We start from the raw sequence: 14644 nt of genomic DNA on the forward strand, positions 1-14644 counted from the left end.
GCAGCATGCAATGCTGCGCCGCAGATGCGGGACCGTAGGCCGGGTGAGTCTCATTCTCTACGCGGTCCCGCACCTGCATCGCATCACTTCGTGCTGCAATGCGCGCGGGATGACTATGCATCACCACCCATGCGCAGGTTCCAGGTCTCGTAGGGGCGGCGGAAGGTCGGCAGGCGATCCTTCATGGCGGGCAGCGGCGCGAAGGGCTTGTGCGGCTCGGCCTGGTACCAGAACGCGACGGAGGAGAGGTCGTCCGAGCGCCGGTTGGCGTGGCCGTGCTCGATGCTGACGCGGATCGATCTGTGGAAGATCACCGGGTCCTCGATGTGCCAGCGATAGAGCGTCACCGGTTCGGTCCAGTTCGGGCCGCCGGCGGCGATGATGCCGTGATAGGGCGCGCTGTAGTCCTGTGTCGGGCACCAGGCCGTGTTGAAGTAATCCTCCGTGCCGGTGCCGTGCAGGGTCGGCGGCCAGGCATCGTTGGCGCCGGGGCTGCTCTCGCTGCGCGGCGCGATCGGCGCGGCCTTGGGCCCGATGCGCGGATCGGGCTTGCGCACCGTGTCGGGCACCGACAGGCCCGGCTCGCCATCGACGAAGATCATGTCGTCGCCCTCGCCATACCAGTCCCATAGGTCCGAGCGCCGCCGCGAATAGACGCTGTAGAGCACGCCGACATAATGGCCGTGCCCCTCCGCCTCCAGGATGGTGTAGTTGTCCTTGCCGTCGACGGTCTCGCCGCCGAACAGGAATTGCTCGTTGGCCAGGCCCGTTTCGTCCACGCCTTTGGGCCGGTCCTGGCGATATTGGGCGTGGAAGCGGCCGAGTCCCGGCTCGAGCTCTTCGTGCAGTTCAAGGTCGACATAATAGTAGAACAGCAGGTCGTCCTCGGCCTCGTTGGTAATAGTCAGCCTCATGTGGCTGGCGAACGGCATCGGGAAATAGCAGTTGAAGGCCTTGCCATCCTCGGGGCTGGCCTGCACCGGCAGGCTGGCGAAGTTGCGCGTGGCGGCATGGCCCATGCCGAAGAAATCGCCGATCGGCGTCTCGACGCTCGGATGCTCCTCGCCGTCCCAATAGGCCCGGAGCACGATCTTGCGCAGGAACAATTCGCTCTTGCAGGCGAGGGTGGCCCAGATATGGGTGACGATGCCGGCGCCGGCATATTCGGCGATAACAACCGTCTGCCCCGGCTCGATATGCAGCCTGTCGTCATTGCCGCCGGTGCGGTCATAGCTGGAGAAGCGGCGGGAGCGGCCTTCGCGCAGTTTAGCGAGGCCGCGCAGGGGCGAAAGTCCGGACTGGGTCATGCTCACTTCCTCGAAAGGCTTTTTTGGAAACGGGGGCAGCTCATTTCAGGCCGCTGGTCTTGATGGATTCGGTGATCTGGCGCTGGAACACGGCAAACAGGATCAGCATCGGCAGGGCGACGATGGTCGAGGCGGCCATCACATAGTTCCAGGCGCCGGCATATTGGCTGCGGAAGTTGGCGATCGCGACCTGGACCACCCACAGGCTGGAATCGGAGGCGACCGTGAGCGGCCAGAGGAAGGCGTTCCAGTTGGCCAGGAAGAACAAGATGGCCAGTGCCGCCAGGATCGGCCGGCTCAGGGGCAGCACGATGCTCCAATAGATGCGCCAGCGCCCGGCGCCGTCGATCAAGGCGGCTTCCTCCAATTCGCGCGGCAGCGACAGATAGTATTGCCGCAGGAGGAAGATGCCGAAGGCGTTGAAGATCGAGGGCACGATCAGCCCGGCATAGGAATTGAGCATGCCCATCGCCCGAACCAGGATGAAGAGCGGCACGATGATCACCGGCAGCGACACCAGGAAGGTGGAGAACATGGCGAGGAAGATTGTGTCTCGACCCGGGAAGTGCAGCCGCGCCAGCGCGTAGCCCGCCATGGAATGGAAGAACAGCGCGACGATGGTGACGATCGCCGAGACCAGGAAGGAGTTGAGGAGGTAGCGCAGGAAGGGGATCTCGGTCAGCACATGGAGGAAATTGCCGATGGTGGGTCGCTGCGGCACGAGATCGGGCAGGAACACCTCGGCCGGCGGCTTGAAGGCGACCACCAGCATCCACACCAGCGGGAACACCGTCATCAGCGCCAGGACGAGGCTGACCAGCATCCACAGGAAGCGCACGAGCTGGCCCGATGGGGGCAGGGCAGGGGCGTTGCGCTCAGGCATGATGGAAGCGCCCGCCCCGCGTCAGCCTGAACAGGATGAGGGTCACGGCCATCAAGAGCGCCACCAGCAGCGAGGCCATGGCCGAGGCATAGCCGAAGGCGCCGAACTGAAAGGCCTGGCGATAGATGTAGACGATCAGGGCGGAGGTGGCGTTGGCCGGGCCGCCCTTGGTCATGACATAGATGAGATCGAAGACCTGGCCACCGGCCGCCGCCATCACCACCGAGACCAGCACCACGAAGAAGCTGGTGGGACGCAGCAAAGGCAAGGTGATGTAGCGAAAGCGGGCGAGCGCACTGGCACCGTCGAGCTCGGCCGCCTCGTAATATTCGGCCGGGATGTCCTGCAGGCCGCCGAGAAAGATCAGCATGTAGAAGCCCATCATGAACCAGACGCTGATGGCCACGAGGGTGAACAATGCCAGGTTCGGATCGCCCAGCAGGGAAAGCCCGGGCAGGCCGAACCAACCGAGGAGGCGGGAGAGGATGCCGACCTTCTCCACCAGCAGGATCTGCCAGACCATGGCGACCACCACCAGGCTCACCATTTGCGGGGCGAAGAACATCGAGCGGATCACGGTTTCGAACCGCCCGCCGCGCTGCACCAATAAGGCGAGGCCAAGCCCGCTGACATAGAGGGCGGGCACCAGCAGGGCGGCATAGACGAGCGTCACCCTCAGCGAGGTCCAGAACAGCGGGTCGCGCCACATGCGCCCGTAATTGGCGAGGCCGACGAAACGATAGCCGCCGAAGCCGTCGACCTCGTAAAAGCCGATGGCCAGCGCCAGCAGCATCGGCAGGCCGACGAAGATGGCAAGGCCCAGGGCGTCAGGCAGTACGAAGAGATAGCCGGCGAGAGCATCGCGGCGGGCGGCGCGGGCGGATGTCATGGCGCGGCTCCCGCAAATCCATCAAGCGAGCAGTACAAGCCGCGACCACCCTTCTCCCCTTGTGGGAGAAGGTGCCCCGTAGGGGCGGATGAGGGGAGAAACGCAACCTTGCAAGGCGTCCGCCGCCACCCCTCATCCGGCGCTTCGCGCCACCTTCTCCCGCAAGGGGAGAAGGGTGGTCGCGGCTTTTTCTGAGGCCTCGCGCCTGCATCCCATATCGACGACAACACCACCCTACCCCTCACAGGATCGGTGCGCCGCTATAGCCGGCGAGGAAGGCGTCGAGCTGCTGGCTGGCCGCCGTTGCCGCTTCACGCGGATCGGTGCCGCCGAGCTGGGTGGCCTGGATCGCGTCGGAGATGATCTTGTAGACCTCGGGCGGTACGCGCGGTTCGGCCCGCGTGCCCGGATAGATCTCCTTGGAGAAGACGCCCATCCGGCCGGCCTGGAAGGCGGCGGAACCGGCGGCGAGGGCGCTGGAGCGCGGCGGCATGTCGCTCTTGGCGGTCGTGCACCAGTCGACCACCCGCTGGATCGAACCCTTGTCCATCGAGGCCAGGGCCCAAGCGCAGAATTTGGCCGCCGCGTCGGGGTTCTGGCCCTTGGCATTGGCGACGAAGGCCCAGCCGCCGCCGACGGTGACATACTTCCCGCCGGCCGGAACCGGCAGCTTGAACACGCCATAGGGCATGTCCTTGGCGTTGTTCTCCATGGCGGCGATGCCCCAGATGCCGACATTCTGCATGGCGGTGAGGCCGGCGCCGAGATTGGAAACGATGTCGAAGCCGCCGCTGACCACCTGCCGGGGCGCCGCGCCGGACTGGATGGCGTCCTGCCAGAGCTTGAGGGCCTGCACGGTGGCGGGGGAGTCGAAGGCGCTCTTGCCGTCCTTGCCCTGGATCTCGCCGCCGCCCTGCCAGAGGAAGGGATACCAGGTGAAGTTCTGATAATAGCCCGGCGTGGTCTCGAACAGCACGCCATAGCGGTTCGAGGTGGTCAGCTTCTTGGCAAGCTCGAGGAGCTCGTCCCAGGTCTTGGGCACGTCGTTCTCGTTCAGCTTGGCTTCCTCGAAGGCCTTGACCGAATAATAGAAGGCCATCGGCTCGACCTCCATGGGCACGCCATAGATCTTGCCGTCGACCTTGCGGTTGGCGATCACGCTATCGGGAAAGTCGGTGCGGGCTGCTTCCTCGATATGGGGCGTGAGATCGGCCAGCACGCCGCCATTGTAGTAGCGCAGGAAATCGCCCGGGCTGATCAGGAAAATGTCCGGACCCTGGCCCGAGGCGAATGCGGTGGCGAGCTTGGAGCCGGAAATGTATTCGCTGTTGACGATATATTCGAGCTCGACCTTGGGGGAGTGGTCGGCATTCCAGGCCGCCACCAGATCCTGGAACCATTTGACCTGGGGCTTCACGTCCCCGCCCGGCGCATAGAACTGCCAGAATTTCAGGGTGGCGTCCTGGGCCTGGGCCCCGGAACGATTGAGATAGGGGGTGTTCAGGAAGCCGCCCGCCAGGCCAGCGCCGGCGACGAGCAGGCCGCGCCGGCTGATGCCGGCACCACGGTTCTCGGGACCTATGGCCTTCACAGTCATGATTTCCTCCCTGTTGCCGGTTGTCGTGCCACCGGCTTGTCGTTCTCGACGGATGCGGCGTCTGCCGCCTTCCCGTCAGGCTGAATCGAAGGGGTGCAGGATGGATGGCACGGTTGCCGTACGCGGCGCGCCCGTGAAGCTGCCGTTCAGGCGTTCGAGCAGCATGGTTGTGGCCTGCCGGGCGAGGGTGGCCGGGCTGTTGCCCACCCGCGTCAGGCGCGGGCGGACATATTCGAGCTGGGGCAGGTCGTCGAAGACGGATACGGCGATCTGCCCGGGCACCGAAATACCGCTGTCGTAGAATTCCGTGAGGGCGCCGGAGGCCATCAGGTAGTTGGCGAAGAACACGGCCGTCGGCAGAGCATGGCCATGCTCGCGCTTGAGCCAGGCGGCCGCCTCGCGGCCCGATGGCGCGAGATAGCTGCCGGTGAAACGCAGAGCGGGATCGATGGCGACGCCATTGTCATCAAGGGCCTTCTCGAAGCCGTCGGCGCGTGCCATCGCCTCGGAGAAGAAGGCCGGGCCGGTGACATGGGCGACGCGCCTGTGTCCCTGGCGCGCGAGGTATTCCCCCATCAGATAGCCGCCGCCGAAATCGTCCAGCCGGATGCTGTCGACCGCCTGGTTGGGCAGATGGCCGATGAAGACGGTGGGAATGTCGATATCTTCAAGCACGTCATGCATGCCGTGCAGGGCGAAATCGCCGACGATGAGCCCGTCGACCCGACGGTTGCGGATCTGCCTGAGATATTCGCGGCCATGGTCCTGGGAATGGCCGCCGGGCACGTCCGTGTTGAAGATCAGCATGTCCAGGCCGACATGCTCCAGCTCGGACTGAGCCGTCTTCACCAGCTCGGGATAGAAGGGGTTGCGGATGTCGGGGATCAGCATGGCGACCGTATCGGTGCGCCCCGTGCGCAGGCTGCGTGCCTGGGGGTTGGGCTGGTAGCCCAATTCGCGGATCGCCTGTTCGACACGCTCGCGCAATTCCCTGGACACGCGATCGGCATGATTGATCGCATGCGATACGGTCGTGCGTGAAACGCCAGCTTTCTCGGCGACTTTCGATATCGTGCTCACTGGGGCATGATATCCAAGATGAATGCATTTGCAAATCGATTTGCATGCATATTGGGAGCGAGCTTTTCTGGGTGCGTGGACGTCGCGGCATGCGAGCAAGTCGCCGTGACGTCCGCGCACCCGCAGGGTCAGGGCGTGGCCTGCACCAGGGTACCGGAATAGAGGATGGGGCCGGTGGGCTGGCCTGAGGGGGAGCCGCCCTCCGGCTCCAAGGTCACCGCCAGGACGGCCTGCTGCACCACCTGCTCGGGTACGCTGGACAGGCGTGCCTTCTCCACCGTGAAGGGCCGGTCGCCGATCACGCCGAGCGATCGCGGGCCGGGCAGCTTGTCGTTCACCAGCCACAATTCATAGGACTTGTTCGGCTGGGGCCGGGCGGCCACCGGCCGGATGGTGAGGGAGCGCGCCTCGACATTCACCGAGACGATGAAGGCGGGGGAGGCGGCGTCCTTCTGCAGCACGGCGACGAAATTGCCGGGTTGCGCCGGATTGCGGAGTGAGGGCGTAAGGGCGAAGAGGGCCAGCCCCGCGGCCAGCGCGCCCGCACCCAGGGCGGCCATGCGCCAGCGCCGCAGGCGCCTTTCGAGCAGGGGAACCAGACTGTCTGTCCCGCCGTCGAGGCGGCCGAGGATGCTCGGGAACAAGGAAGCAGGCGCCTCCATGGGCGCGACGGTCTCGACCAGGGGAGCTAGACGACGCTCCCAGGCCGTGATGGCGGCATCGAGATCGGGCTCGCGCTGGCGCCGGGCCGCAACGGCGGCCCGTTCGGCCGTGTCGAGCGTGCCGAGCACATACTCGCCTGCCAGGAGATCGAGATCATCGCGCTCAGTCATGGCCGAGGCACTCCCTCAGCTGGGCGAGGCCGCGATGCAGCAGGGTCTTGACCGTGGGCACCGGCCGCTCGAAGCGCCGGGACAGGGCCTCGCGCGTGGCGCCGCGATAGTAAGCGAGCAGGATCATCTGGCGCCGCTCCTCGTCGAGGCCGGCGAGGCAGGAGAGCAGTCGCCGCAATTCCTCGCTGCGTTGGCGAGCCTCGAGCGGTTCGCTTGCTTCGGCCGGCAAATCCTCGATCTCCTGGACGTCGGCACCGGCTGAGGGGCGCGCGCTGCGCAGCAGGTCGATGGCGCGGTTGCGGGCGATCGTCGCCATCCAGGTCATGGCGGAGGCCTTGCCGGGGTCGAAATCCGCCGCCTTGTCCCAGATTCTCACGTAGATCTCCTGCACTGCATCGTCGGCCGCAGCCCTGTCACGCAGGATACGGAGCACCACCCCGTAAAGTTTCGCCTGTGTCGCATCATAGAGGCGCCGAAACGCGGCCCTGTCGCCGGAGGCGACGGCGTGCAGCAGGCCCTCCAGCGACGACCCTTCCTTCTCGTTGACGCCTCTGCTGCTGCTCAAGCCGATTGCCCCGGTTTCCGCCTGGCCTGGACTGGTCGCCCGCTTCAATCAAACAATAATTCGCTGCCCGGCGAAACAGAATTCCATCCTGAAATCCGGCGGGTTGGTGCGTACGTTGCAGCTGCGCAAAGGTTTCATCGAAATGTGGAAATAATTTTATTCACAGAAATGAAACTTCATGGGCCGTGTATCGTATCTATATATTTCATTGTTATTTCAGTTTTGAAAATAAAATTGAAGAATATTTTTTAATTCTGAAACTCGTGCGAAATCGAGGCGTAGATCTTCACGAGACGCGGACATCCCCGTGCTCCACCGCTCGGAACGAGCGGTGCAACCTTCCGGAGATCTATCATGACCCGTCGCACCTCCTCTTACGCAGCCGTCATCGGTGTGGTTCTCGCCGCCTCGGTGTTCTACACGGGTGCGGCCTTTGCCGAGACCACCGTCAATGTCGGCGGCGCGCCGATGTATCCCTCCAAGAACATCATCCAGAACGCCGTCAATTCGAAGGACCACACCACGCTGGTCGCCGCGGTCAAGGCGGCCGGCCTGGTCGATACCTTGATGGCCCCCGGCCCCTTCACCGTGTTCGCCCCGGTCAACAAAGCTTTCGGCAAGCTGCCCAAGGGCACGGTGAACACGCTGCTCAAGCCCGAGAACAAGGCGACCCTGACCGCCGTGCTGACCTATCACGTCGTGGCCGGCAAGCACTCGGCCGCCGAACTGATGTCCGAAGTGAAGGCCGGGGGCGGCAAGGCCACGCTCAAGACCGTGCAGGGCGGCACGCTCACCGTCGTGCAGGACGGCCGCAAGCTCGACATCATCGACGCCAAGGGTGACCGCTCCACCGTCACCATCCCCGACGTCAACCAGAGCAACGGCGTCATCCACGTCGTCGACACCGTGCTGCTGCCGCAATGATGGCTTGCGCCGGACCGCGGACGCATCCGCGGTCCGGTGCCTCCTTGATCCCTTTCGGGAGTCCGTCGCCATGACGCAATCTCACCCCCTGCCAGTTCCGGCCGTCGCGCCGATCCACCCGATGATCGTGCGGATCAGCCATTGGACAAATGCGGTCGCGATGCTGATGATGATTTCCTCAGGCTGGGCCATCCACAATGCCTATCCTACGCTGCCGTTCCCGTTTCCTTCGGCCCTCACGCTCGGCAGCTCCTTGATCGGCGGTCTGCAATGGCATTTCGCCGCCATGTGGCTGGTGATGGCCAATGGCCTGGTCTATCTCGCCTATGGCCTGGTTTCCGGCCGGTTCCGGCACAAATTGCTGCCGGTCACGCCGGCCGCCGTGCTCACCGATCTCAGGGCGGCGTTGGCCGGCCGGCTCGGCCATGAGGATCTCAGCCACTACAACGCCGTGCAGCGCCTGCTCTATCTCGGCGTGATTGGCGCCGGCGTGCTGGTGGTGCTGTCGGGCCTGGCGATCTGGAAGCCGGTGCAATTGCGCCCGCTCGTCATGCTGCTCGGCGATTTCGACACGGCCCGCCTGATCCATTTCGGCGCCATGTCGGTGATCGTCGGCTTCCTGGTCGTGCATGTTGCGATGGCCCTGCTGGTGCCGCGCAGCCTCGTCGCCATGATCCGCGGGCATTGAGGGAGGGTGTCATGCTGCGTGAACCCCATTCCGATACTGGCGCGATCCTCAAAGAGGCCGCCGGTCGGCTCGATCGCGCCACGCGGCGCCAGTTCCTGCGCCGGGCGCTCGGTCTGGGAAGCCTGACCCTGCTCGCCGGCTGCGATGTCACCGACGGCTATAGCGCCGAGGCGATGCTGGGGCGGATCTCCGATTTCAACGACCGCGTGCAGGCCTGGCTGTTCTCCCCGGAGCGCTTGGCGAAGGAATATCCCGAAAGCATGATCACTCGGCCCTTCCCGTTCAACTCCTTCTACGAGCCCAACATTCCGGACAAGGCACCGGTGATCGATGCCGGCCTCTATCGCCTGAACGTCACGGGCCTGGTCGAGCAGCGGGCGGACTGGACACTGCCGCAGTTGCACGCCTTGCCGCGCGTCACCCAGATCACCCGCCATATCTGCATCGAGGGCTGGAGCGCCATCGGCAGCTGGTCCGGCGTACCCTTCTCGCATTTCCTGCGCCGGATCGGCGCCGATCTCACGGCGAACTATGTCAATTTCCGCTGCGACGACAATTACGTCACCAGCATCGACATGCAGACCGCCCTGCATCCGCAGACGCAGCTCACCTTCTGGTTCGACGGGCAGGTGCTGCCGCGTGCCTATGGCTTCCCGATGAAACTGCGCGTGCCGACCAAGCTCGGTTTCAAGAACCCCAAATTCATCGGCGAGATCGAGGTGAGCAACGACTATCTCGGCGGCACCTGGGAGAGCCAGGGCTATAATTGGTTCAGTGGACTGTAGCTGCCTGTTTGCTCGTGGAAAAGAAAATGCGGGCGACGATGCCCGCACTTCCATGGATACTTCGCTTCCAGTGCTTCCGCGACGGGGACAGGCTGGCCTATTCGGCGGCGGCCTTCGTCGTCACGCTCGCTTCGGCGGCTTCCTGGGCCTTGAGGGCTTCGGGATGCGGCATCGAGATGATGTTGTAGCCAGAATCGACGAAATGTACCTCGCCGGTGACGCCGGTGGACAGATCGGAAAGCAGATAAAGCGCCGAACCGCCGACCTCTTCGATGCTCACCGTGCGGCGCAGCGGCGCATGGGCGCGCTGGTAGTTGAACATCAGGCGGGCATCGGAAATGCCGGCACCGGCGAGGGTGCGGATCGGACCGGCCGAGATGGCATTGACCCTGACGGCCTGCGGGCCGAAATCGGAGGCAAGGTAGCGCACCGAAGCTTCCAGCGCAGCCTTGGCGACACCCATGACGTTGTAGTTCGGCATCACTCGCGTGGAGCCGCCATAGGTGAGGGTGAGGATCGAGCCGCCATCATGCATCAGGTCGGCGGCGCGCTTGGCGATCTCCGTGAAGGAGAAGCAGGAGATCACCATGGTCTTGGCGAAATTGTCGCGCGTGGTGTCGGCGTAGCGGCCCTTGAGCTCGCTCTTGTCCGAATAGGCGATGGCGTGGACGAGGAAGTCGATCTTGCCCCATTCCCGCGCCAGCGTGGCGAAGACGCCGTCGACGGAAGCGACATCCTCGACGTCGCACGGCACCAGCAGGCTGGAGCCGACGCTGTTGGCCAGCGGCTCCACGCGCTTGCGCAGGGCATCGCCCTGATAGGTGAATGCCAATTGGGCGCCTTGGGCGGCAAGGCTCTTGGCGATACCCCAGGCGATCGAATGATCATTGGCCACGCCCATGATCAGACCGCGCTTACCTTGCATGAGCCCTGTCATGGCCTGCAACTCCAAATCCTGGTCATCAGTCACCAAAGCAAAGCGCGTTTTCGTGTGAACGTTACTTTGCTTTGACTCCTTGGTTGGACGCGCTTTGCGATTCGACGCGATCCCGTCAAATCGCAAAGCGCTTTGGGGCGCAATCAGACCAGAATCGGCCGATCAGCCCGCATTTCCGCCTCTTTACCACGTTTTGACAAAGCAGCCGGGGATTTGCTGGCTTCCCGGATCACTTTATCTGTCTCTTTGTTACCGGGCATGCTCATCCACGGTCTTCAAACTATGGATGAGCGCCTACCCTGGATAGTCCGGGCGGAACAGGCGGTGACCGATCTCAGGCGTCGAGGCGCTTGAAGACCAGGGCCGCGTTGGTGCCGCCGAATCCGAAAGAGTTGGACAGGACATGGCTGAGCTTGGCATTGTCGATACGCTTGCGGACGATCGGCATGTCAGCAAAGGCCGGATCCAACTCCTCGATATGCGCGCTCTCGCAGATGAAGCCATTATTCATCATAAGGAGTGAATAAATTGCTTCCTGCACGCCCGTCGCGCCCTGCGAATGGCCTGTCAGCGCCTTGGTCGCGGCGATCGGGGGGCATTTGTCACCCGAGCCGAACACTTTGCGGATGGCCTCGATTTCTGGCGGATCGCCGGCCGGCGTCGAGGTGGCGTGCGGATTGATGTAGTCGATCGGTGCCTTGATATTGGCCAGCGCCATGCGCATGCAACGCTCGGCGCCTTCGCCCGAGGGGGCAACCATGTCATGGCCGTCGGAGGTTGCGCCATAGCCGGCGATCTCGCCATAGATGCGGGCGCCGCGGGCCTTGGCGTGCTCCAGTTCTTCCAGTACCAGCACACCGGCACCGGCGGAGATCACGAAGCCGTCGCGATTCTTGTCATAGGGGCGGGAGGCCGTAGACGGGGTGTCGTTATATTTGGACGACATCGCACCCATGCCGTCGAACAACACGGCGAGCGTCCAGTCGAGTTCCTCGCAGCCGCCGGCGAACATCACGTCCTGCTTGCCATATTGGATCTGCTCATAGGCATTGCCGATGCAATGGTTCGAGGTCGCGCAGGCCGAGGAGATCGAGTAGTTCGTGCCCTTGATCTTGAACCAGGTCGAGAGCGTGGCCGAAGCGGTGGACGACATCGCCTTGGGCACAGCGAAGGGGCCGACCTTCTTGGAACTGCCCGACTCGCGCGCCTTGTCGGCAGCCTCGACGATGGTGCGGGTAGAGGGGCCGCCGGACCCCATGATGATGCCGGTGCGCTCGTTGGAAACTTCGTTGGCTTCGAGGCCTGAATCGAGGATGGCCTGCTCCATCGCCACATGGTTCCAGGCGGTACCGCCACCGTGGAAGCGCATGGCGCGGCGATCGACCACCGAGGCAGGGTCGAGCGTCGGCGCGCCATAGACCTGCGAGCGGAAGCCGTATTGGGCGAACTGCTCGGCGCGCGTGATACCGGATCTGGCCTCGTGCAAGCTGGAGAGAACCTCCTGCGTCGAGTTGCCGATCGAAGACACGATACCCATGCCGGTAACGACGACACGTCTCATGGCGATCCCTTCCAGTTTCGTGACCGCCCCACGATCCTCTCCGAGGAGATCGCCAGGCCGGCACTGCGTTCCCTAGAGAAAAGCGCGTTCAATGTGAACGCTCGCTTGCCCTAGCTCCTTGTTTCCAAGCCAATCCGACGGATTGGCGGGAGCGTCCTTGCGATTTGAGGCAATTGCGTCTCATCGCAAAACGCTTGAGCAGAATTTCGCAAGCGGCCCGGTTTTGGGCAAGCTCGGAAATTATGCTCGCTGCCCGCGGACGGGCAGGACCCGGACACGGACAGCCTAACAAAGCGTCGACCCCGTCGGCGCGTCGAGCGTCGTCGGGGCCGCACCCTGCATGTTTCAAAGCGCATTGCAACAGGCAGGCCAATGCCAGGCCCGACCGGAAACGCGCTCGATCCGCGCCGCGCTCAGGCCAGAAATCAGGCTTGGAACAAGCCGACGCGCAGATCCTTGGCTTCATAGATGGTGCGGCCATCGGCCTTTAGCCAGCCATCCGCAATGCCGAGAATCAATTTACCCTTGAAAACCCGCTTGAGGTCGACGCCATACTCGACCTGTTTGACGCTGGGCAGCACCTGGTCGGTGAACTTGACTTCGCCGACGCCGAGAGCACGGCCGCGTCCGGACTGGCCGAGCCAGCCCAGGAAGAAGCCGGTCATCTGCCAGAGGGCGTCGAGGCCAAGGCAGCCCGGCATCACCGGATCGCCCTGGAAGTGGCAGGAAAAGAACCACAGGTCCGGTTTGACATCGAGCGTGGCGCGTACGCAGCCCTTGCCATTTGGCCCGCCGGTCTCGGAGATCTCCGGGATGCGATCGAACATCAGCATGGGGGGGAGGGGCAATTGCGCATTGCCGGGGCCGAACATCTCGCCGCGCCCGCAGGCCAGGAGATCTTCATATTCAAAGCTCGAACGGCGTTCCGCCATTGCGTCTCAGTCCTCATCGACCAGTCAAAACCGCGTGGCCGGACAGGCGAGCCTGCCCGCTCCACGGCCTCCCCTTAACATAGCAATCCCGCAGCCGAAAGCGGGGGAAGGGTCGCGGGGGCGATGTTGCCCCCTTAAAAAGGACTCAAGCGGCTTTGTCGGACCACGGACCGGCTGGTCGGCAGGGGCATGCGTGCTATCGCGCCGCCGAATCGTAGCGGAATACCAGCGTGTCGTCGCGCCAGCCGGTTTGCGCACAATCCTTGGCACGTCGGGGAGCCTTGCCACGCAGGGTGATGATCGGCGGCTCTCCGGCCGCCGAGCCCTCGACGCGATAGGAGATCGGCCCGCATTCGCGCGAGAAGACATAGGCCTGGCCGCGATAGATGCCGCCGCTGGCGCTCCCCTTGAACAGCAGTGCCCCCTTGCGGACCCCGACCTCGGCCAGGCCCGGGCGCGGCGCCTCATAATAGAACAGGCGGTTGCCCTCGCTCGCCGAAAGCGCCACGCGCGAGCCGTTATGGTTCCAATAGCTCGAGATCGTGTAGGGTGGCGGATCGGGTCGAGCGGGCGCGGACGCAGGTGAGGCGGAGATCGGCGCCGGCCCGGCCGCAGGCTTGGCCAAGGCTTCCAGCCGCCGGCGCACCGAGGCGGCGCAATAGCCCTTCGGAAAATTGTCGAGATAGGCTTCGAGCTTGATCGGGGTGGGTTCGGTACCGAGATCGGTACAGGCCGCCATGTCCGCCTTGTCGGGGACCGGGCTTCCCGGCGCCGGCGATGGCTGCTGCGTGGCGATGGGGACCGAACCGGATATGGCGTTTCCAGACAGATAGAGATCACCGAGCAGGGCTTCATCCACCCACGGCGTCTGGCGCTGGTTCGTGGCGGCATGGACGTCCTGGCGTACCAGCGCCAGCATGCGACGGATCTCGATGCCGGCCTCCGGCAGTCGCTTCAGCAAGGCGGCCGCGAAGGGAGAATGGCCGTTGTCCCCATCGTCGGCGACGGCATTGGGGCCGGTGGCGAAGGCGACCAGCGTGCCGGTGCTGGCGGCGTCGAGCCGGGCGAGGCCGCGTGAGGCGCCGCGGCTTGCGCTTGCCGGCAGGGGATTGTTGCGGCAGGCATCCACCAGCAGGATCTTGGCCTTGGCGCCGGAAGCGCTCAGGATGTCGCTGATGTCGTCGAGTTTGATGGTCTGCGTGGCGAGATCGACGCGACTCTTGATGTCGGCGCCGACGGGAATGAGGAAATTGCGCTGGTCGACCTGCATGCCGTGGCCGGCATAGTACACCAGGGCGATATCGGCATCGGTGGCCTCGTTGCCGAATTCGGACATCGCCCTGAGCATGGCGGCATGATCGGCGTCGGTGGCGCGGATCACCTTGAAGCCGAGTGGGCCACCTGCGAGCAGCGTGGCCATGGCGTCGGCATCGGCGACGGGATTGGCGAGGCGGCCGAGCGTGCGATAGTCACCATTGCCGATGACGAGCGCGACACGCTTGTCGGCGAGCGCGACGGTGGCCCCGGCCAGCCAGAACAGACACAACAGCATTACGCAACGCCGGATCATCGCCCCACCCCGGATTCACGGCAGCACCACATCGATTGTGGCACGCGCGCCAGGCGCTGGCCAGTTCGGGGGGAACAGGCCGTAGGGCAGCTT

At 64.3% G+C, this 14644-nt stretch carries 14 protein-coding genes; 3 read left to right on the plus strand and 11 right to left on the minus strand.

Annotated features, from left to right (window positions below):
• Nucleotides 1-113: 113 nt before the first annotated feature.
• The 7 genes from QM672_RS00360 to QM672_RS00390 form a co-directional block, all read right to left on the minus strand.
• Nucleotides 114-1307: a glycoside hydrolase family 172 protein gene (locus tag QM672_RS00360; protein ID WP_415080305.1), complete on the minus strand. Its 1194-nt coding sequence runs from the start codon at nt 1305-1307 to the stop codon at nt 114-116.
• A gap of 40 nt (nt 1308-1347) precedes the next feature.
• Nucleotides 1348-2190 carry a carbohydrate ABC transporter permease gene (locus QM672_RS00365; RefSeq protein ID WP_415080306.1) on the minus strand — a complete coding sequence of 281 codons (843 nt, stop codon included), beginning with the start codon at nt 2188-2190 and terminating at the stop codon, nt 1348-1350.
• Nucleotides 2183-3079 carry a carbohydrate ABC transporter permease gene (locus QM672_RS00370; RefSeq protein ID WP_415080307.1) on the minus strand — a complete coding sequence of 299 codons (897 nt, stop codon included), beginning with the start codon at nt 3077-3079 and terminating at the stop codon, nt 2183-2185. The genes QM672_RS00365 and QM672_RS00370 overlap by 8 nt, the downstream gene beginning before the upstream one ends.
• Before the next feature lie 241 nt (nt 3080-3320).
• Nucleotides 3321-4676: an ABC transporter substrate-binding protein gene (locus QM672_RS00375; RefSeq protein ID WP_415080308.1), complete on the minus strand. Its 1356-nt coding sequence runs from the start codon at nt 4674-4676 to the stop codon at nt 3321-3323.
• Between the two features lie 75 nt (nt 4677-4751).
• Nucleotides 4752-5756 carry a LacI family DNA-binding transcriptional regulator gene (locus QM672_RS00380; protein WP_415080309.1) on the minus strand — a complete coding sequence of 335 codons (1005 nt, stop codon included), beginning with the start codon at nt 5754-5756 and terminating at the stop codon, nt 4752-4754.
• 128 nt (nt 5757-5884) lie between these two features.
• The gene (locus QM672_RS00385) at nt 5885-6589 is read right to left on the minus strand and encodes an anti-sigma factor domain-containing protein (RefSeq protein ID WP_415080310.1); all 705 of its coding nucleotides are present in this window, start codon (nt 6587-6589) and stop codon (nt 5885-5887) included.
• Nucleotides 6582-7154, minus strand: a complete 573-nt coding sequence (locus QM672_RS00390; protein WP_367625235.1) for a sigma-70 family RNA polymerase sigma factor — start codon at nt 7152-7154, stop codon at nt 6582-6584. The genes QM672_RS00385 and QM672_RS00390 overlap by 8 nt, the downstream gene beginning before the upstream one ends.
• 354 nt (nt 7155-7508) lie before the next feature.
• Between QM672_RS00390 and QM672_RS00395 the strand changes: the two genes are divergently transcribed.
• The 3 genes from QM672_RS00395 (at nt 7509) to QM672_RS00405 (ending at nt 9551) form a co-directional block, all read left to right on the plus strand.
• On the plus strand, nt 7509-8078 hold the full coding sequence (locus QM672_RS00395; protein ID WP_415080311.1) for a fasciclin domain-containing protein: 570 nt from the start codon (nt 7509-7511) through the stop codon (nt 8076-8078).
• Nucleotides 8079-8148: 70 nt separating this feature from the next.
• Entirely contained in the window at nt 8149-8766 is a 618-nt protein-coding gene (locus QM672_RS00400; protein WP_415080312.1) for a cytochrome b/b6 domain-containing protein, read from the plus strand.
• Nucleotides 8767-8777: 11 nt separating this feature from the next.
• On the plus strand, nt 8778-9551 hold the full coding sequence (locus QM672_RS00405) for a molybdopterin-dependent oxidoreductase (protein ID WP_415080313.1): 774 nt from the start codon (nt 8778-8780) through the stop codon (nt 9549-9551).
• Between the two features lie 97 nt (nt 9552-9648).
• On the opposite strand, the gene fabI is transcribed toward QM672_RS00405, so the two are convergent.
• The 4 genes from fabI to QM672_RS00425 all read right to left on the minus strand — a co-directional run bounded on the left by fabI (nt 9649) and on the right by QM672_RS00425 (nt 14533).
• A complete protein-coding gene (fabI, locus tag QM672_RS00410) occupies nt 9649-10488 on the minus strand; it encodes an enoyl-ACP reductase FabI (protein ID WP_311940723.1) in 840 nt (279 codons plus the stop codon).
• Between the two features lie 334 nt (nt 10489-10822).
• Nucleotides 10823-12049 (minus strand): beta-ketoacyl-ACP synthase I, encoded by a 1227-nt coding sequence (gene fabB, locus QM672_RS00415; protein ID WP_149253818.1) that lies wholly within the window; start codon nt 12047-12049, stop codon nt 10823-10825.
• Between the two features lie 425 nt (nt 12050-12474).
• Complete coding sequence (gene fabA / locus QM672_RS00420; protein ID WP_068287971.1) at nt 12475-12981, minus strand: 3-hydroxyacyl-[acyl-carrier-protein] dehydratase FabA; 507 nt, start codon at nt 12979-12981, stop codon at nt 12475-12477.
• Nucleotides 12982-13177: 196 nt separating this feature from the next.
• Nucleotides 13178-14533, minus strand: a complete 1356-nt coding sequence (locus QM672_RS00425) for a caspase family protein (protein WP_415080314.1) — start codon at nt 14531-14533, stop codon at nt 13178-13180.
• Between the last annotated feature and the right edge of the window lie 111 nt (nt 14534-14644).

This window comes from Labrys sp. (in: a-proteobacteria) (genome assembly GCF_047605565.1).
GTDB classification, from domain to species: Bacteria; Pseudomonadota; Alphaproteobacteria; order Rhizobiales; family Labraceae; genus Labrys; species Labrys neptuniae.